This is a genomic window from Iodidimonas gelatinilytica (assembly GCF_008579125.1).
Lineage (GTDB): Bacteria > Pseudomonadota > Alphaproteobacteria > Sphingomonadales > Rhodothalassiaceae > Iodidimonas > Iodidimonas muriae.
The window spans coordinates 159,803-177,042 of sequence record NZ_BKCL01000005.1; the positions used below are offsets into that span (position 1 = coordinate 159,803).

Here is a 17,240-nt window from a genome sequence, read left to right on the forward strand (position 1 = left end):
GCGTGAAGAGTTCCGCCTGCGCGGGTGCCAAGCTCTTTGTCGGTTGGCAATCCTCCTGAATCCCTCGGGAGGATGCAAATGAACAGGAGATGGAACGATGAAAATGGCAAGCATCATTCTCGGTATTCTCGGCGCACTGGCCGTCGGCTTTCTGGGCATGAAATGGATGTCCGATTTCGGCTCGCTCAACGAGATGGAGCGTTTTGCCGCACAGGCCCAGCTCGCGGCTCAAGGCGGCTCGCTCGACAAAATGATCACGGCCTCCTTCATCATGATCGCCGGATTTTTCGTGGGCCTTGCGGGCGCCTTCATGTCGCTCAAGGAACGCTATGCCCTCGCTGGCGGCTTGATGCTGGGCGCAGGTATTCTTCCCCCGCTTTTCGCGCCACAGACCTTTATTTTCACCGCGCTGCTCATTGCGGCTGGGGTTGTCGCCTTCATTGCACATTCAAAAAGAAATGCTGCGCACGCCTGACCAATATGATGGAAAGGTACGATATTATGAAACAGATTATGAAACTGGCGGCGTGATGGCCATGGGGGGCCTTTGGCAATCCCAAGCTGTTGGATGCACTTGAAAAAACGGAAAAAATCGCCAGCAAATGCATACAGGTCGCGCGCTCCAAGGAATAAAGATCAAACTGGTCATAAAACCCGACCTTTGAAGGCCACAAAAAGGAGGGGGTAAAAGGGCGCAAACACATGCCTGCCCCTCTTTGGCCGCTTTGATGAAATTCATGGACGTAGCACTTTATGCCCCGCAAGCGCTGGAAAGGGCCGCAGCGGGAAAGGCTTATGCCCGCCATATGGAACAAGCCTTCATCATAAAAAGCCTGGCGCGGCTGCTGGTCCTCGTCCCGGGCCCCAAGCGTCCTTCGCCACCAACAGGTAACGCACCGGATTTACCAGCAACCCTTGGCCTGCTGGTGCATTGAAACACAGCCCGAACAAGATGCGCAGAATAGCCATAGGCTTTCATTGCTTTATGGCTTTGATCCTTCTATTATTTCACATCAAATTTAGGGGAAAATAAGAATGGCCGCTCGCTTGTTATCCGAAATCAGGCGACGCCGTGTTCTGCGTCTGATGGCACCTTATGCAGTCATTGCGTGGCTGGTGATCCAGATCACAGCGACCATTGGCCCGGCTTTGGCCATGCCCCATTGGGTTTCGTCCCTTGTGGTGATCTTGTCCATCGCCGGTTTTCCGGTGGTGCTTTATGTGGCGTGGTTTTTCGACATCACGCCGCAAGGATTGGTCCGAACGCCCAAGCTTGATGAAACACACCCCGTGCACAAGCTGGGCATGGCCCGCTGGTTGGGATTTGGCGCAACTGTAACGCTGGCTCTTGCCGCCAGCTATATCGCGGTCGGCCTGATGATCGATGGTCAGAATCGTGATGGCACAAGGCGCTTGGCGGCCCTTCCCGAAGACAAGTCCATCGCCGTGTTGCCCTTTGATGATCTGAGCCCGGCGCAGGATCTTGGTTATCTGGCACAAGGCATTGCCGAAGAGGTGACCGTGGCCTTGGGGAAACTCGGCGGCATTCGTATCGCCGCACCGCAATCGGCCTTCCGTGCCGCCATATCTGGTGCAGATAACCGCGCCATCGGCAAACAATTAGGCGTGGCGGCCATTTTGCAAGGCAGCGTGCGCACCTCTGGCGATCGTTTGCGGGTAACGGCCGCCTTGGTCAATGCCGCCGATGGCCTGACCATCTGGACCGATGCCTTCAGCCGCACCCTGACCGATGTGATGACGGTAGAAGAACAAATTGCCCGCACCATTCTTGGCATCATGCTCGACCGCTTTTTAGACGACGACAATGATTTGCTGGGAAAGCCGGTGGCAGGCGATTCCTATGATCTTTATCTGCGCGGGCGCGCTGCCATGCGCAAACGCACCGTCGATAGCCTACGCGAGGCACGTACTTTTTTCGATCAGGCCATCTCGGCTGACGGGGAAAATGCCGCTGCCTATACCGGGCTTGCCGCAACCATTTTGCTGCTTGGGGAAGGATCGGAGAATTTCGGCACGCTGGACCCTGCCATTGCCGCCACCATTGCCCGCAACAATGTGGATAAAACCCTGATGCGCGATCCCAATATGGCAGAAGCCCATGCGGTGCTGGGCCGGATCGAGGATATGGAAGGCAATGCCCCGGCCGCGCTGGATGCCTATGCCAAAGCCATTGCCCTTAACCCCAGCTATGCCGATGCCTATTTATGGCAGTCCTTGTTATTGGCCCGTCAATCCCGCCACAAAGAGGCGATGGACAGTCTGGAAACCGCCTTCAGCCTTGATCCCCTGTCGCCGGTGGTTCTGTATAATATCGGCTTCCAAAAAGGCCTGCGCGGCCATCCTCAAGAAGCCCGCAAGCATTTCAACGCCCTTTTGGAACTGTCCCCCGGTTCGCCCCTTGGCCTGCGCGGTTTGGCCGATATTGCACGGCGTGAAGGCAATCTGGCCGAAAGCGCACAATTTTGGAAACAGGCTTTGGCTGCCTCCCCCGACAGCACTCAATATCGCGAAAGCCTCACGGCAACATTGCTGTCCTTGGGGATGCCCGATATGGCCGGGCTTTACGCATCGCAGGATTTCCGCATCAATTTGATGCTCGCCCGCGGCCAGTTTAAAGAGGCCTTGGCCGAGCTCGATTTTGCCGTCGAGGCCAATCCCGATGACAGCTATGTGGCGCTGGAAGCAGGCTGGTATGCGTTGCTTTATGGCGTACAAGAGCAAGCCGCGGACTTCTTGCTGACAGCCGACAGCGCATTGCCTGATGAAGAGCGCTTTTACATGCCCTATTGCTCGCCGGCCATTGAAGCTGCCTATATTTATCAAGAACGCGGCGCACAAGATGAAGCGCAAAGCCGTCTTCAACACTGCACAGAGCTTCTTTTTGAAGAACGGAAATACGGTCTGGTTTCTGCCGAGCTTGATTATCTTTCGGCCCGTATCAATGCTTTGGAAGGCCGTAATGACGAGGCCATCTCGGCCTTGAACACCGCCTATGACCATGGCTGGCGCGAGGATTGGACCCCCCGTGACCCATTGTTGTTCAGCCTGCGTGACATGTCCGGCTATCAAGACATCATGGACAAGATCACCGCAGATCTGGGCCGCCAGCGTCAGATCTTAACGCCTATTGCAGCGAATTGGTCCACCGAGCCCTAAGGCCAAGCGCCCCGATCCCCAACAAAAAGAACGATATGGTGGAAGCCAAAGGCACATCGAGGATCACCACATTGGTGGCCGCCACACCATCGAAATTCAATCCCGTCCCCAAATTCCCGCCAACAGTGCCGCAAGGGTCCAATAACGGACCCGCACAATCGAAAAATCCGAAGCTTTCATTGGCATTGATACTCAGCCGAACGGTAAGGTCCAGAGAAATACTGGTGTGCCCGCCCGTCAGGTTTGCAGCCACGGCGCTTGGGCCGGGCGCTCTCGTCGAACGGGAAGCCCCCAAACCATCACTCAACGCTTTCAACGCCTCTGGCATAGCGAAAGTCGGCGTTGGGTCTTTGCTTTCAAAGGTGAAGCCGCCCAGCGTCCAGGTAAAGACAAAGTCCACATCGGGATTTTGCGCAAAAAGGAACACGCCCGGATCGACAATGGTGAAAAACTCCAAAGTCTCGCTGGTGAAAAACTCGTAAGATTGCCCTTCACAATCCTCGAACGTGGGAATGCTGTTGAGAACATCGGCCACGCCATTATTGAAAAAGCTGACCGCACGACCAGTGGGCGCGCCATTTTCATCCAAGGCCCAAAGCCCCACAAAGGGGCCCAAGGTGGGGCCGGTATAATCGCAAATGGCGCTACCGGTGGAAAGCCCTCCCGACCGGATCAAACGCGCCTCGGCATCCGGTGCCAAAATCGCAAAACAAAGCGCCCCGATGCCAGCAAGACCGACATATTTCACCTGTAACGACATATGGCTACCCTTAACTGTTCCGAACCCTCGCGCAATATAACACATTAACAATATGTTAAATATGATTATCGCAAAGTCTTAGGCCCTGAACAGCAAATCGCATGGCCGTTCTTCACTGCTTTTAGGTAAATACCACCGTTTTTCGGCCATTCAGCATGATCCGGCGTTCCGCATGCCATTTCACAGCCCGCGCCAGCACACTGGCTTCGGTATCCCGCCCAATGGCGACAAGATCCTGAGGTGAATGGGCATGGGAAACCCGGCGTACATCTTGCTCGATGATCGGGCCTTCATCCAGATCGGGGGTCACATAATGCGCCGTTGCGCCGATCAATTTCACCCCCAACTCATGAGCGCGATGATAGGGACGCGCGCCTTTGAAACTGGGCAAAAAGGAATGATGAATATTGATGCACCGCCCCGACAATGCCGTGCACATCTCGGGAGATAAAATCTGCATATAACGCGCTAGAACCAAAAGCTCTGCCCCACTGCTTTCAAACACATCCAGCATGGCGGCTTCTTGTTCCCGCTTGGTGTCCGCCTGCACCGGCACATAATGGAATGGAACATCGTGCCATTCCACCAAAGGCCGCATGGTTTCATGGTTCGAGATCACCCCCATCACCTTGATAGGCAAGGCACCAATGCGCCACCGGTGCAGCAGATCGTTCAGGCAATGCCCCGCCTTCGAAACCGCAATCATCACCGGCAATCGTCGTTCCCAGCGGCGGATCACCCATTGAATACCGAACGGCTTTGCAAAGGCTTCAAAATCCTGTCGCACCGCGGAACTATCCGCACCATCGGGCAAACGAAAGTGAATACGTACAAAAAACAGCCCCGTAGACGGATCGCCAAATTGCGCCGCATCGCGCACATCCCCTTCCCGGTCATATAAAAAGCCCGTCACCCGCGCCAGAATTCCCGGTTGATCCGCACAGCGCATAAGCAAGACGAATTCATTATCCATAGAAGAAAAAGGCCCCAGCTTGAGAAAATCATATCGCCCAAAGGATGAATCTGGGATCTTTAAGGCAATTTATCTGCAGATCAAAGGCATAATATTATAAAAAAAAGCGAATAAACACACCTTTTCCATTAAGGGCAGCAAGAGGCCGCAAATCAAACAAAAGAAAACCGCGCCCCGGCATGAAGCACGGAGCGCGGCACCAAAGGCGATCAGATCAGAACAGACCGCCCCATATGATTTTAGGCAAAGCCTTAAAGATGGCAGATGGGATCCGGATTGCCATCGGGATCGCCAGACACAACCCCGCCACTGAACGCCGTTCCGTTATTGATCAGGAAAATTCCTGCCGCATGGGGAGCCGCCATAGAAGTGCCGGAAATGGTGTTATAGCCACCATTCAGCCATGTGGATTGGATATTCACCCCCGGATCGGCGCAATCGATCGGCGGATTGCCAAAATTGGAAAAGCTGGCAAAGCGATCCTGACTATCATGGGCCGAAATTGTGTAAACATTGGCGGCATTGGTGCGTGCCGGGGACACATTATTGGCATTCTGTGCTTCATTGCCCGCAGCAAGCGAGAAAAATATGCCCTTGGCTGCCGCATTGCGAACCGCATTATCCAGCGCGGAATTTGCCGGACCGCCAAGGCTCATATTCGCCACTTCGCCAGCAAGGCCCACCTGCGCCACATAATCCACGCCAGCGATAATATCGGCAAAGGATCCATTGCCCTGTGCATTCAGCACCCGAACGGCAACAACTTTTGCGCCAGCCGCAACACCGACAACGCCAATACCGTTATCCAAGGCGGCAATCGTGCCAGCCACATGGGTACCATGGCCATTCTGATCTTCAGGAGAACTGAGCCCGCTAACAAAATTGCGGCTTAGGGACGTGGCCACATTGAGGTCGGGGTGATCCATATCGATGCCCGTATCAATAACAAAGGCATATTTTCCAAGATTGCTGCCATCAGCCGGGCCGCCAACACGGGTAATTCCCCAAGGTGTGCTTTGGGCCTGCGCCGACACATCGCCGGTCGCAGCGGTGCCCACCTCTGTATCACTCAAAAAGGCAACCCCGTCATGGGTGTAATAAGAGACCATCGGATCTTCTTCCATGGCCGCGGCTGTTTCGGCGGGCATCTTGGCGGAAAAGCCCTTGATCGAATGTTCGTAAATATGCCCGACCTTGACACCGGCACGGGCTGCCATGCGCCGCACCACGCCGCGTACGCGATTTGCCGGAATTTCATCATTCAAAACAAAGATATAATTGCCGTCCACTTTTTGCTGAAGATCGGCAGAAATACCATATTGTACAGGGCGTTCGCCCTCTTGCGCCAAAGCCATACCGGCGGATGCCGCAATGGCAATCAGTGAAGCGAGACCAATTTCTTTTTTCATGAGACACTCCCTAAAGTGCGTGTTGTCGATGGTCCCATGCTGAATTTGGTACGCGCTATTGCAATATATTTTTCCCGTAAAAATTGATTAATACTATATGATATTCTTGTTTTAGGGAATAAACTTTAAATATAAAAATTTCTATAATAAACTGATTGTGCTAATATTTTACGATTCTCGTGCTTAGAATATTGTTAAATTAACTGTTCAAAATGAATGAATTACACACATAAATTATGACAATCGTAATATAGATATTCAATGCCACGACACACTGATAGGTAGGTCATTCTTATAGCACGCATTCCATAGTCAACAGGAAAAAATAGTCCGGAATAAGTGAATAAGTCTTATTTAATTCTCCTATTGCGTGTCTCCTTCATTTGTGCATCATAAGCTATCCAAGTAGAAGGAGTGACATATGAATAAGATATCATCACGCTTTGTCGTTGGGACGGCTCTTGCTCTATGACTGTGTTTGCACAGGCCTGCATTGCCCAATCAGAGACCGACAATCGCGCTGTCTCCATTGAGATGCGAGAGTATATCCAGGACAATTATATCTTCGTATTCAAGCCGGGTGTTGACAGTGCCGATGCGCGCGGGCGTGCAAATATGCTTGCCGCGCAAGCCAATGCAAAGCCCCAACATGTCTACAAGTCCGCCATCAAGGGGTTTTCTGCAAAAATGTCACCGGCCGCTGCACAGCGGCTTGCGGCCAATAATCCGTCAATCGCCTATTATGAGCCTGATGGCCTTGTCTTCGCTACCATGGGCAAGCCCGGTGGCGGTGGCAGCGATCTGCCTCCGCAAACAACACCATGGGGCATCGCCCGCGTTAATGGCGGCGTGGACGGAACCGGACTTACGGCCTGGGTCATTGATAGTGGAATTGATCTCGATCATGAAGACCTGAATGTGGATACAGCCCGTGCCGCCAATTTCGTTTCCAGCGGAAAGAATACACCCAATGATGGCAATGGCCATGGCACCCATGTGGCTGGAACAATTGCCGCCATCGATAATGGCGTTGGCGTGGTCGGCGTTGCCGCAGGAGCTACAGTGGTCCCTGTTCGTGTGCTGGACAATCGCGGTTCGGGCAGCTTTTCCGGCGTGATCGCGGGTATTGATTATGTGGCAGCAAATGGTGCCCCCGGCGATGTGGCGAATATGAGCTGGGAGGCGGTTTCAGCCAGGCATTGAATGATGCAGTGATCGCCGCCGCCGATACTGGCGTAAAATTTGCCATTGCCGCGGGGAATGAAGCGCAGGATACCAACAATGTATCACCGGGAAGCACCGAGCATCCCAATGTTTATACGGTGTCCGCAACAGACAGTAATGATGTCTTTGCCAGCTTTTCCAATTTTGGCAATCCGCCGGTGGATTGCGCCGCTCCAGGCGTATCGATTCTATCCACTTGGAATGATGGAGGGCTGAACACTATTTCCGGGACCTCCATGGCGACACCACATGTGGCTGGTATTTTGCTTCTCGGTCCGGCGGTCTTTGATGGGACCGCGAATAATGATCCCGATGGATTTCCCGATCCAATCTGCGTGCATTAACCTGACAGAAAAACAGCACGGCCATAAATTCTTAATGGCCGTGTATTCGCGGGATCGAAATAAGCTGTAGAGCAGCTTTATAAGCGAGCTGATGCCATAGGATGAAAACGGGCCAGCAGATCTTCAATCCGCTCTTCCCCCAAGGCTCCATTATCGCGCATTTCAGAAAGCATCCCCGCCCGCTCTGCCAGCCTGACCATATGCTCGCGCTCTTCATGACTCAGCGTTTCAAGCGCATCGCGCACCCGCTTCAGGCGATTATGTAAAGGATCAATGGGCATATCGGCTTCATGCAATGGAAACAGCCTATATTAAACCACAAACCAGACGATCCCACGATTACCCAAATGGCTAATGGAAATGCGGCCATTTTCACGGTATGAGCCGGCATGGAATGGTAAAAATGGGGTCATGCCTCCTGTTGGAAGACAACAACCCCATTTTCATACTCTCATCAATTGCTGGTTTTTTCGCCTTCGCCACCCAAGCGTTTCATCAATTCGAAAATCTGATGACGCGTCTGGGAATCTTTGATTGCATAAAATCCGCGCACGAACCGAACGGTCTCGCGCTTACCGACTTGCCGCATATCAAAGGTATCTTCAGGCTTGGGCGGGATGAGCTTTGTCGCCAGATCTTCGCTCATATCATCGAAAAAGAACTCGATAGGAACATCAAGAACCTGGCTGATTTTGTAAAGATTGCTGGATCCAATCCTGTTCAACCCGCGCTCATATTTTTGCACTTGTTGAAAGGTCAGATCCAGTGCTTGCGCAAGTTTCTCCTGACTCATCCCAAGCAAAGTCCTGCGCAACCGGACACGAGATCCGACATGCACATCAATGGGGTTAGGTCCACGAACCACTTTGGTCTCCGTTGTTTTTTTTAACCGGATATGCTTTTGCCGCCCCCCATCGCGGCTCAAGCAGAGACAAATTCAGCCTAATCGAGAACTCACACAAAGAGAAGTGTTTAAAGCCACATCTTTTTCCTATGGCTATCATTGTTCTACGCAAACATGTGTTTCATCACCAAATGCTTCAAGTGCAACCTGAGCATAGGCTCGAATAGTTTCTGAAGTCTGCTCTTGGCATAAAGATAAAAGCAAGGATCGGGCTCGGTCCTTATCCAAGGCCATACCATCTCCCGCCGCATAAAGCCGCGCCAGTTCAATTTTTGCCTTAACAGACCCTTCCGCCGCAGCCTCTTCCAATCGGGCAACGGACATGGCCTTGGGGTCGGCCATCTGAAGCTCCAGCAAGCGCTGTTTTGCTTCACTATGGCCGTGCTGTGCGGCGAGGCCATACCATGCCTGCGCCTGCACCGGATCACGCGCCACGCCAAAGCCACCTTCATAGATCCAGCCCAACCGGAAAGCGGCATCTCCATCACCATTTTCGGCCAAAGGCTCGAAGATCGCACGGGCGGTCTCATAGTCTTGCAGGCTAAAGGCCGCGATCCCGTCGCCCAGATTTTGCGCCACAGCACCCACTGTCTGAAAGGACCAGACCAAAAGCACACTCAAAAAGGTCAGCTTGCGTTTCATGGCTCAATCGTTTGTCATGGAAAAGAAATGCCTTTTTACCGCCTAGGCTCGTGCGTTAAAAGGGGAGGGATTGATCCTTAAAGAATGTTCCGGTAACGAAACAAGCGTATAATTATATGGTCTAGAAGATATTTCTACAACATAAAAAAGCACAAAAGGGATGGATGCACCATGTGGAACGGCTGGAAAAGCATGAAATTATGGAAGCGGATTCTGATCGCTTTCTCTCTGGCCATCATTTTCGGGGCGGGCCTGAAGGCTGCAGGGCTATCTGATATTGCCATTGCAATGCAGCCGGTCGGCCTTGTCTTTATCAATGCCATCAAAATGCTCATGGTGCCCATCGTGTTCACGACCATCGTTTCGGGCATTACCTCCTTACAAGATGGCCGCAAGCTGGGCCGCATGGGCGGCAAAACGCTAGGGCTTTATTTCCTGACAACCGCGTTTGCCGTGCTGATCGGCCTTATTGTTGGCGGCATCATTGAGCCGGGTGCCGGGATTACCTTGCCCGATGCGGCAAGCGGCGGGCAAAATGCACCGGACCCAAATGCCGCCATCAGTGTGCGCGATCTTCTGGTTGGGCTGATCCCCGCCAATCCCGTTGCCGCCATGGCTGATGGCAATGTGCTGCAGATCATCGTTTTCGCCATTTTCATTGGCCTGTCCATCAATCTGGCCGGAAAAAAGGGCGAGCCTGTCAAAGCCTTTTTCGACTCTGCAACGGAAGTGATTTTCAAGCTGGTTCATATGATTATGGAACTGGCTCCTTTCGGCATTTTCGCCCTGATCATATGGGTAATCGGCGCATTGGCGGTCGATGAACTGGTCAGCCTGTTATGGATTGTCGTGGCGCTTTATCTCGCCTGTTTTTTGCAGATCGGCCTTGTTTATACGGGGCTTTTAACTCTTGCCGGGCGCCTGCATCCCATCAAATTCTTCCGTGGCATAATTGATGCCCAAGCCGTGGCCTTTTCCACCGCCACCAGCGCCGGAACACTTCCTGTCACCATGTCCAATGTGGAAGACAATCTGGGGGTTTCCAAAAAAATCTCCAGTTTTGTGCTGCCCCTTGGGGCCACCATGAATATGGATGGGACGGCGATTTATATGGGCATAGCCGCCATGTTTACGGCACAAGCCATTGGCGTTGATCTGAGCATGGCCCAATATATAACGATTATTTTGACAGGCACTTTGGCGTCTATCGGGGCCGCAAGCATTCCCAGCGCCGGCTTGATCCTGATGCCTGTGGTTCTGTCCTCCGTTGGACTGCCGCTTGGGGCGATCATTCTGTTTTTCCCCATTGACCGGCTGATGGACATGATGCGCACCGTTACCAATGTAACAGGCGACGCCACGATTTCCGTTCTGGTTGCCAAATCGGAAGGGGAACTGGATCTGGATCGTTTCAATGCCGATCCTGTTGAATAAAAGGGGCACCCCATGAAAATCGCCAGCTTCAATATCAATGGCGTCAAAGCCCGCCTGCCCCGCCTTTTGGAGTGGCTCGACATCTGCGAAGCGGATGTGGTGTGCCTGCAAGAGCTGAAATCCATGGACGACAGCTTTCCCCGTCTGGAATTTGAAGATCGAGGGTGGCATTTAGAAACCCACGGGCAAAAAGGCTTTAACGGCGTGGCGCTGTTTAGCCGCGAGCCGCTTCAAGATGTAAGGCGCGGACTGCCCGGCAACGACAGTGATGAACAAGCGCGTTATATTGAAGGCACCCATAAAGGCGTGCGCATTGCATGTCTTTATCTGCCCAATGGCAATCCGGCACCGGGACCGAAATACGACTATAAACTGGCTTGGATGGAGCGCCTGAGAAAACGCGCCACCGAGCTATTTAACAGCGAGCAACCAACGGTGATCACAGGGGATTTCAATGTCATCCCCACGGAAAAAGACTGCTATGATCCAGCGGCTTGGCTCAATGATGCGCTGTTCTTGCCGCAAACCCGCGCCGCCTTTCAAACCCTTCTATATCAAGGCTGGACCGATGCCATAAGGCAGATCCACCCGCAAGGCGATTGCTTCACCTTTTGGGATTATCAGCGCGGTTCATGGGAAAAAGATAATGGCATCCGTATCGACCATTTTCTGTTGTCGCCCCAAGCCGCCGACCGGTTGCAAGATGCCGGTATCGACCGCGCCCAGCGTGGCAAGGAAAAAGCCAGCGATCATGTGCCCGTGTGGGTTACATTGTCTGATTGATATGCACAGGCCACATCATTCGCCATAGGCGGGTGATGTGGCCTGATGAAATGCGCCCTTATAACAGGGCGACTCTTAGCGCTTGATGGAAAAGGGCGTGAAATCAGTGTCTTTGTCGAAATAATCTTCATGTTCGACCCGTTTGAGCCATCCCACAACCTTATAGGTGATCGGCGTCAACACCGCTTCCCAACCCACCTTCAGCGCAAAATTTGAAGCCATGATCAGCAGCACCAAATCGGTAGGCCAAATACCCAAAAAGGCCACCGGATAGAAAACCATGCTATCGATGCCCTGCCCCACCACTGTTGATCCAATGGTCCGGGTCCATAGATATTTGCCTTTGGTCCAGATTTTCATTCGCGCCATCACAAAGGCATTGGCGAATTCCCCCAACCAGAACGCGGTGATCGATGCAAAAACAATGCGCGGTGTTTGCCCGAACACCTGTTCATAAGCGCCTTGTCCCAACCAACCGGAAGCCGGTGGCAAAGCCACCACCACAAAGCTCATAAAGGCCATGAACAAAATCGCCGCAAATCCGGCCCAGACCACCCGTCGGGTGCGTGCATAGCCATATACTTCGGTCAGCACATCGCCCAAAACATAGGAAATGGGGAAAAACAAAACGCCAGCGCCAAATTCAAAGCCGCCAAGGTCGGCCACCTTCGCCGCACCGATCAAATTGGAGCAGATAAGAACCGCCACAAACGCCGCCATGGCGAAATCATAATAGCGATATTGACGTGTTTCGGACATGGCAGCGGCTTTCAAAGCGGGATGGCATCAGGCACAGGCGCGTTTGCCGCAGAACCATCCACTGGACAAAAGCCTTCCTCTTGGTTGCTATATCTGCTTGTCGCTCAGGTCCAGAAGAAAACTTACAAAACCGGCCACAGATAACGCACAACCATGATGAACGGGGCCTAAGCGTCAAGCAGCCTGTTTTACCTTGTCGATCACTTCAAGCAAAGCGCTGGCGGGATGGGCGCCATTCACAGCCAATCGTCCATCAAAGATGAATGTTGGAACGCCAGTGATGCCCATTTTCCGCACGCTGTCGATCTGGCTCATCACAACCTGACGATCCCGGTCCGTGTCCAGAAGGTCACGAACCACGCCCCCTTCCATTCCGCACTTTTCGGCAATGGAGGTCAAAAGATCCCGATTGGAAATGTCCTCGCCGTCCATGAAATAAGCGCGGAACAGGGCTTCAACCACATCATTTTGACCCCCCGCCGAAGCCGACCAATGGATCAAACGGTGACTATCAAGGGTATTGGGGGCGCGCGTGATGCGATCAAAAGCAAAGGCAATGCCTTCTTTGGCCCCTTCCGCAGCAATATGATCGAAGATTTCCCGCGCCCGCTCTGCCGAGCCGAATTTCGATGCCAAAAGTTCCGCTTTATCCGCCCCGCCCAATGGCAATTCCGGATGCAGTTGATAAGGCCGCCAGTGAATATTCGCCACCAGATCCGGACGCTGGGCCAAAGCCTGTTCCAGTCGCCGTTTTCCAATCAGGCACCAAGGACAAACCGTATCGGATATGATGTCGATTTTAATGCTGTCCGCCATAGCCACGGCTCCCTTTAACCGGATTTGGCAGGAGATGTGGCAGGGAATGTGGTTTTTACAAGGGCTGGCAACGCACTTTCCGACACCGGCGGCGAGCACAAATACCCCTGATACATGTCGCAGCCTTCTTCATAAAGGCGTACCAATTGCTCTTGCGTTTCAACGCCTTCAGCCACCACAACCATGTTCAGTGTTTTCGCCATTGAAATAATGGCCCGCAAAAAGGCCCGGTCTTCCTTGTCCTGGCCCATGATAAAGGTGCGGTCGATCTTCAGTTCATCAATGGGCAAGGCTTTTAAATAGCCCAAAGAGGAATAGCCCGTGCCGAAATCATCCAGCGCCAAACGCACACCCAAGGCTTTCAGATCGTCAATCACTTGGGGGGCATTGCCGCTTTCATCAATAATGGTGCGTTCAGTGATTTCCAACGTCAAACGGCGCGGCGGAATACCCGATTTTTTCAAGCTGTCGCGCACCACTTGCACCAAACGGGACCCCACATAGTCCGTAAACATATCCGCCGATACATTGATGGAAAGCTGCAAAGCCGGCAGCCCGGCCGCTTCCAGCCGGCCAAGGCCCGCTAGGGCGGATTCAATCACCCAGCACCCCAGATCCACGGTGATCCCGGCCTCTTCGGCGATGGGGATGAAACTTTCCGGACTAACAAGACCCAGATCGGGATGGTTCCACCGCACCAGTGCCTCGACCCCCACCACATCGCCACTGCGCACGCTGGCCTGCGGTTGGAAATACATTTCCAGTTCACCCAAGGCCATGGCATCGCGCAAGCGCCCTTCCACCTCCATCTTCTGGGCTTCGCTGGCAGCCAGATGCTGCGAATAAAACGCAACGGAATTGCCCGGCCTTTGCTTGGCGGAGGTGACGGCAGAATGTGCCGCTTTCAACAAATCGTCCGCGGTAAGCGCATCGGTGGGGGCAACAGCAATTCCGGCACTGGCCGATAGATAGACCGACCGCTCATCAACGCGAAGCGGAGCCGATACGCGCTGCAAAAGGCTTTGCACCGCCTGGGTGATATTGGCCTTCCCCCGCAATCCCGGAAGCAGGATTGCAAATTCTTCACCACTAAGCTGGCCCACAAGGGGCATATGATGTAAACGGCGGGCTTCTTGCTCCCCCGCACGGGCCTTTACATAATGTGTCAACGCCGCCGCGGCGGCACGGATGCGATTCAGGCTGGCACGCAATACCAAATCGCCATTATCACGCCCATATTGGCTCAGCACGCGCTTGAAGCGGTCCACATTGATAATAACCAGACATAAGGGATGATCGGCTTCAGCCATTTCAACCGCAGCCCGGATTCTGTTCCGGAAGGCCCGTTGGCCCAAAACAGAGCTGCCTAACAGGTTTTTCTCCAAATCATTTTTCTGTTCAACCGCCTGCTCCACCGGCATCACATCAGCAGCCGCCCATTCCAGATGAAGGGGAGCCACCATGCGGTCATGGTGCCGCATCAGCAAATAGAAAACCCGCGCCGACAATAATTTCGGATTGCTTTCGCTCAGAATAATATCATCCACCAAAGGATCACAGGCCACCTTCAAAAACTCAGGCGATACTTGGTGGTTTTGACTGAGGATCAAAGCGATCACCAGCGGACGCGGATGGCCCCATTTGAACAATAATTGGCTACAAGCTGACCGGTGGGCGGTAAATGTCTCAATGTCGATGAACACCACTTGCGGCGCTTGTCGATCAACCATCCGGGACGCGGCCGCCATGCTTACATGCTGCACATCAACTTGCGAAGAGGCGAGCAATCCCATCCACTGATCAACATCTCGCCCTGTGATCAGAAGACAATCGATCTGCGAAAGTGGCCGTTCTGTATCCGCCATGCGCATCCAATTATCCTAAACGTAATGTGTCGAATCTAGCCCCCTCTGCGCATTGGCACAAGCATCGCCACATATTTAACCATCTTTCTTTAGATGCTGTTGATCTCAAAGCATTATAATGCGGATTCTGGCAGAAAGGATCCGGGGATGAAAATCGTTACAACAGCCCTAAGCGGCCTGATGGCAAACCAACAACGCCTTGAAACATCGGCACAAAATATCGTCAATGCCAACAGCACCGGAAATCGGGACACGGTGTTCCAGCCCCAGCGTACGGTTTTATCGCCAGCCCCCAATGGATCCGGTGTGGTTGCCCTTACAAGCCCTGTCTCTCCGGCTTCATTCCCTGCATTTCAGCCCGACAGCCCCAACGCCGATGAAGCCGGGTTGGTGGAAACGCCCAATGTGTCGTTGATCGGTGAAATTGTAGAGATGAAATCGGCGGAAGCCAGCTATAAAGCCAGCCTGCGTTTGCTGGAAACCGCACAGGATTTATCGGAGCAGTTGCTGGATACCGGCGACAGGGATGAGCGCGGCTAAAGCGCATGTCCACCACTATGCCGCCCGCAAATCTATCCAAAGTCCTTCAACAACCGCTGCTTTTGCCGATCCCAATCGCGCTGTTTGATATCTTCGCGCTTGTCATGGGCCTTTTTCCCTTTGGCCAGCCCCACAAGGATTTTGGCGCGTCCATTATTATCGAAATAGACTTTCAAGGGCACAAGAGTCATGCCTGCCCGTTGCAGTGCGCCGGTAATTTTGTTGATCTCTTTGCGGTGTAAAAGCAGTTTGCGCGGGCGGCGCGGCTCGTGATTATGGATATTGCCGTGGGAAAATTCGTCGATATGGGCATTGATCAGCCATATCTCGCCATTTTTCTCTTCAGCATAAGATTCGGCAATATTGGCCGTCCCTTTGCGCAGTGCCTTCACCTCCGTCCCCGTGAGGACAATGCCCGCTTCAAAGGTGTCTTCCACCGCATAATTATAGCGCGCCTTGCGGTTTTCCGCCACGGGACGCCCATTAAGATCTTGCTTTACCATCAAACCTATTTAGGACGAATGTCCCTCCAGTGAAAGCCCCAGATTGTCCATTGCCTGCTCTACCGCCCGCTTTCCTTCCTCGGACAAAGGAGCAAGAGGCAAACGCAGGCCGGGCTGACAGATGCCTAAACGATGCGCCGCATATTTCACCGGTGCCGGGCTGGTTTCACAAAACATCGCTTGATGCAGTTCGCTCAGCCGATCTTGTAACAAAAGCGCCGTTTCATAATCATTGGCGGCACAGGCCGCTTGCAGTTGCGCGCATAAAGCGGGGGCGATATTCGATGTTACCGAAATGCAGCCCACACCGCCCATGGCATTAAAGCCCACCGCCGTTGCGTCTTCACCGGAAAGCTGAGCAAAGCCCTTTTTGCACAAAAGCCTTTGACGAGCCACCCGCGCCAGATCGCCCGTGGCATCCTTTAGCCCCACAACCCGGTCGAGCTTTGATAGGGTCGCCAGCGTTTCCACCTGCATATCCGCCGCCGACCGGCCCGGAATATTATAAATAATCAATGGAAGATCGCAGGCATCATGGATGGCCGTGATATGCAAGACCATCCCTTCCTGGCTAGGCTTATTATAATAAGGCACCACCACAAGCAACCCATCGGCTCCGGCTTTTTGTGCGGCTTTGGCCCGTTCAATGGTCAGCGCCGTGGCGTTTGTGCCCACACCGGCAATCACCGGAACCCGCCCTTTGGCCACCGACACACAGGCAGCAATGACATCATAATGTTCCGATGCCGACAAGGTGGGCGCTTCGCCTGTTGTGCCGCAAGGAACAAGCCCGGACGTCCCTTGGGCGATCTGCCAGTCACAAAAGGCTTCAAAGGCTTTATAATCCACACGGTCCTCGCAAAAAGGCGTGATCAGCGCTGTCATTGAACCGGTGAACATCCGTGCAGTCTCCCGAAACTGTAGGGGCTTTTTCATCTTGTGATCCACAGCCGCCTCTTGACCTGTTATGGTTAAAACTGGACCATGCTGTTGCAATTGACCAAAGTCAGCATGACATCATCCATGCTTGGGTGTTTCTCAAGGGCAGTGCTTCATTCCGCTTCTCTTTAAAAGCTCTGTTAAGGAACAGCGAGTAAATTCAACAGA

Annotated in this window: 17 protein-coding genes and 1 pseudogene; 7 read left to right on the forward strand and 11 right to left on the reverse strand. The window is 53.1% G+C overall.

Annotated elements, in window-relative coordinates:
• Positions 1 to 97: 97 nt before the first annotated feature.
• The 3 genes from JCM17844_RS08650 (at position 98) to JCM17844_RS08660 (ending at position 3,177) form a co-directional block, all read left to right on the forward strand.
• Positions 98 to 475: a hypothetical protein gene (locus JCM17844_RS08650; protein ID WP_150000585.1), complete on the forward strand. Its 378-nt coding sequence runs from the start codon at positions 98 to 100 to the stop codon at positions 473 to 475.
• 253 nt (positions 476 to 728) lie between these two features.
• On the forward strand, positions 729 to 935 hold the full coding sequence (locus JCM17844_RS08655; RefSeq protein WP_150000586.1) for a hypothetical protein: 207 nt from the start codon (positions 729 to 731) through the stop codon (positions 933 to 935).
• A 100-nt stretch (positions 936 to 1,035) separates the two neighbouring features.
• The gene (locus JCM17844_RS08660; RefSeq protein ID WP_150000587.1) at positions 1,036 to 3,177 is read left to right on the forward strand and encodes a tetratricopeptide repeat protein; all 2,142 of its coding nucleotides are present in this window, start codon (positions 1,036 to 1,038) and stop codon (positions 3,175 to 3,177) included.
• Here the strand turns inward: JCM17844_RS08660 and JCM17844_RS08665 are convergent.
• The 3 genes from JCM17844_RS08665 to JCM17844_RS08675 all read right to left on the reverse strand — a co-directional run bounded on the left by JCM17844_RS08665 (position 3,146) and on the right by JCM17844_RS08675 (position 6,319).
• Positions 3,146 to 3,937 carry a hypothetical protein gene (locus JCM17844_RS08665; protein ID WP_150000588.1) on the reverse strand — a complete coding sequence of 264 codons (792 nt, stop codon included), beginning with the start codon at positions 3,935 to 3,937 and terminating at the stop codon, positions 3,146 to 3,148. The two genes, JCM17844_RS08660 and JCM17844_RS08665, sit on opposite strands and share 32 nt — an antisense overlap.
• Positions 3,938 to 4,058: 121 nt before the next feature.
• Positions 4,059 to 4,910, reverse strand: a complete 852-nt coding sequence (purU, locus tag JCM17844_RS08670; RefSeq protein ID WP_150000589.1) for a formyltetrahydrofolate deformylase — start codon at positions 4,908 to 4,910, stop codon at positions 4,059 to 4,061.
• 251 nt (positions 4,911 to 5,161) lie between these two features.
• Positions 5,162 to 6,319, reverse strand: a complete 1,158-nt coding sequence (locus tag JCM17844_RS08675; RefSeq protein WP_150000590.1) for a S8 family serine peptidase — start codon at positions 6,317 to 6,319, stop codon at positions 5,162 to 5,164.
• 468 nt (positions 6,320 to 6,787) lie between these two features.
• On the opposite strand from JCM17844_RS08675, the pseudogene JCM17844_RS15995 reads away from it, so the two are divergent.
• Positions 6,788 to 7,887, forward strand: a pseudogene (locus JCM17844_RS15995) (S8 family serine peptidase).
• 77 nt (positions 7,888 to 7,964) lie between these two features.
• Here JCM17844_RS15995 and JCM17844_RS08685 read toward each other — a convergent pair.
• The 3 genes from JCM17844_RS08685 to JCM17844_RS08695 form a co-directional block, all read right to left on the reverse strand.
• Positions 7,965 to 8,168, reverse strand: coding sequence for a hypothetical protein (locus JCM17844_RS08685; RefSeq protein ID WP_150000591.1), 204 nt, complete (start codon positions 8,166 to 8,168; stop codon positions 7,965 to 7,967).
• A gap of 173 nt (positions 8,169 to 8,341) precedes the next feature.
• Positions 8,342 to 8,812 (reverse strand): helix-turn-helix domain-containing protein, encoded by a 471-nt coding sequence (locus JCM17844_RS08690; RefSeq protein ID WP_210431668.1) that lies wholly within the window; start codon positions 8,810 to 8,812, stop codon positions 8,342 to 8,344.
• Between the two features lie 75 nt (positions 8,813 to 8,887).
• A complete protein-coding gene (locus tag JCM17844_RS08695) occupies positions 8,888 to 9,433 on the reverse strand; it encodes a tetratricopeptide repeat protein (RefSeq protein ID WP_150000592.1) in 546 nt (181 codons plus the stop codon).
• Between the two features lie 192 nt (positions 9,434 to 9,625).
• Between JCM17844_RS08695 and JCM17844_RS08700 the strand changes: the two genes are divergently transcribed.
• Together JCM17844_RS08700 and xth are read left to right on the forward strand one after the other, a co-directional pair.
• The gene (locus JCM17844_RS08700) at positions 9,626 to 10,867 is read left to right on the forward strand and encodes a dicarboxylate/amino acid:cation symporter (RefSeq protein WP_150000593.1); all 1,242 of its coding nucleotides are present in this window, start codon (positions 9,626 to 9,628) and stop codon (positions 10,865 to 10,867) included.
• A gap of 12 nt (positions 10,868 to 10,879) precedes the next feature.
• Positions 10,880 to 11,650 carry an exodeoxyribonuclease III gene (xth, locus tag JCM17844_RS08705; protein WP_150000594.1) on the forward strand — a complete coding sequence of 257 codons (771 nt, stop codon included), beginning with the start codon at positions 10,880 to 10,882 and terminating at the stop codon, positions 11,648 to 11,650.
• A gap of 75 nt (positions 11,651 to 11,725) precedes the next feature.
• Here xth and JCM17844_RS08710 read toward each other — a convergent pair whose 3' ends face one another.
• From JCM17844_RS08710 to JCM17844_RS08720, 3 genes are all read right to left on the reverse strand, one after another.
• A complete protein-coding gene (locus JCM17844_RS08710; RefSeq protein ID WP_150000595.1) occupies positions 11,726 to 12,409 on the reverse strand; it encodes a queuosine precursor transporter in 684 nt (227 codons plus the stop codon).
• Between the two features lie 174 nt (positions 12,410 to 12,583).
• The gene (locus tag JCM17844_RS08715; RefSeq protein WP_150000596.1) at positions 12,584 to 13,225 is read right to left on the reverse strand and encodes a DsbA family oxidoreductase; all 642 of its coding nucleotides are present in this window, start codon (positions 13,223 to 13,225) and stop codon (positions 12,584 to 12,586) included.
• 14 nt (positions 13,226 to 13,239) lie between these two features.
• The gene (locus tag JCM17844_RS08720; protein ID WP_150000597.1) at positions 13,240 to 15,096 is read right to left on the reverse strand and encodes a putative bifunctional diguanylate cyclase/phosphodiesterase; all 1,857 of its coding nucleotides are present in this window, start codon (positions 15,094 to 15,096) and stop codon (positions 13,240 to 13,242) included.
• Positions 15,097 to 15,237: 141 nt separating this feature from the next.
• Between JCM17844_RS08720 and JCM17844_RS08725 the strand changes: the two genes are divergently transcribed.
• A complete protein-coding gene (locus JCM17844_RS08725) occupies positions 15,238 to 15,630 on the forward strand; it encodes a flagellar basal body rod protein FlgC (RefSeq protein WP_210431669.1) in 393 nt (130 codons plus the stop codon).
• 32 nt (positions 15,631 to 15,662) lie between these two features.
• On the opposite strand, the gene smpB is transcribed toward JCM17844_RS08725, so the two are convergent.
• Positions 15,663 to 16,133, reverse strand: a complete 471-nt coding sequence (smpB, locus tag JCM17844_RS08730; RefSeq protein ID WP_150000599.1) for an SsrA-binding protein SmpB — start codon at positions 16,131 to 16,133, stop codon at positions 15,663 to 15,665.
• 9 nt (positions 16,134 to 16,142) lie between these two features.
• The gene (dapA, locus tag JCM17844_RS08735; RefSeq protein ID WP_235898958.1) at positions 16,143 to 17,069 is read right to left on the reverse strand and encodes a 4-hydroxy-tetrahydrodipicolinate synthase; all 927 of its coding nucleotides are present in this window, start codon (positions 17,067 to 17,069) and stop codon (positions 16,143 to 16,145) included.
• Between the last annotated feature and the right edge of the window lie 171 nt (positions 17,070 to 17,240).

Bases quoted from the DNA above. Each gene is read 5' to 3' on its own strand.
- JCM17844_RS08665 (WP_150000588.1), bottom strand. From the start codon at position 3,937: ATGTCGTTACAGGTGAAATATGTCGGTCTTGCTGGCATCGGGGCGCTT.
- JCM17844_RS08715 (WP_150000596.1), bottom strand. From the start codon at position 13,225: ATGGCGGACAGCATTAAAATCGACATCATATCCGATACGGTTTGTCCT.
- dapA (WP_235898958.1), bottom strand. From the start codon at position 17,069: ATGAAAAAGCCCCTACAGTTTCGGGAGACTGCACGGATGTTCACCGGT.
- purU (WP_150000589.1), bottom strand. From the start codon at position 4,910: ATGGATAATGAATTCGTCTTGCTTATGCGCTGTGCGGATCAACCGGGA.
- JCM17844_RS08660 (WP_150000587.1), top strand. From the start codon at position 1,036: ATGGCCGCTCGCTTGTTATCCGAAATCAGGCGACGCCGTGTTCTGCGT.
- JCM17844_RS08720 (WP_150000597.1), bottom strand. From the start codon at position 15,096: ATGCGCATGGCGGATACAGAACGGCCACTTTCGCAGATCGATTGTCTT.
- JCM17844_RS08655 (WP_150000586.1), top strand. From the start codon at position 729: ATGAAATTCATGGACGTAGCACTTTATGCCCCGCAAGCGCTGGAAAGG.
- xth (WP_150000594.1), top strand. From the start codon at position 10,880: ATGAAAATCGCCAGCTTCAATATCAATGGCGTCAAAGCCCGCCTGCCC.
- JCM17844_RS08695 (WP_150000592.1), bottom strand. From the start codon at position 9,433: ATGAAACGCAAGCTGACCTTTTTGAGTGTGCTTTTGGTCTGGTCCTTT.
- JCM17844_RS08650 (WP_150000585.1), top strand. From the start codon at position 98: ATGAAAATGGCAAGCATCATTCTCGGTATTCTCGGCGCACTGGCCGTC.
- JCM17844_RS08725 (WP_210431669.1), top strand. From the start codon at position 15,238: ATGAAAATCGTTACAACAGCCCTAAGCGGCCTGATGGCAAACCAACAA.
- JCM17844_RS08710 (WP_150000595.1), bottom strand. From the start codon at position 12,409: ATGTCCGAAACACGTCAATATCGCTATTATGATTTCGCCATGGCGGCG.
- JCM17844_RS08700 (WP_150000593.1), top strand. From the start codon at position 9,626: ATGAAATTATGGAAGCGGATTCTGATCGCTTTCTCTCTGGCCATCATT.
- JCM17844_RS08685 (WP_150000591.1), bottom strand. From the start codon at position 8,168: ATGCCCATTGATCCTTTACATAATCGCCTGAAGCGGGTGCGCGATGCG.
- JCM17844_RS08675 (WP_150000590.1), bottom strand. From the start codon at position 6,319: ATGAAAAAAGAAATTGGTCTCGCTTCACTGATTGCCATTGCGGCATCC.
- smpB (WP_150000599.1), bottom strand. From the start codon at position 16,133: ATGGTAAAGCAAGATCTTAATGGGCGTCCCGTGGCGGAAAACCGCAAG.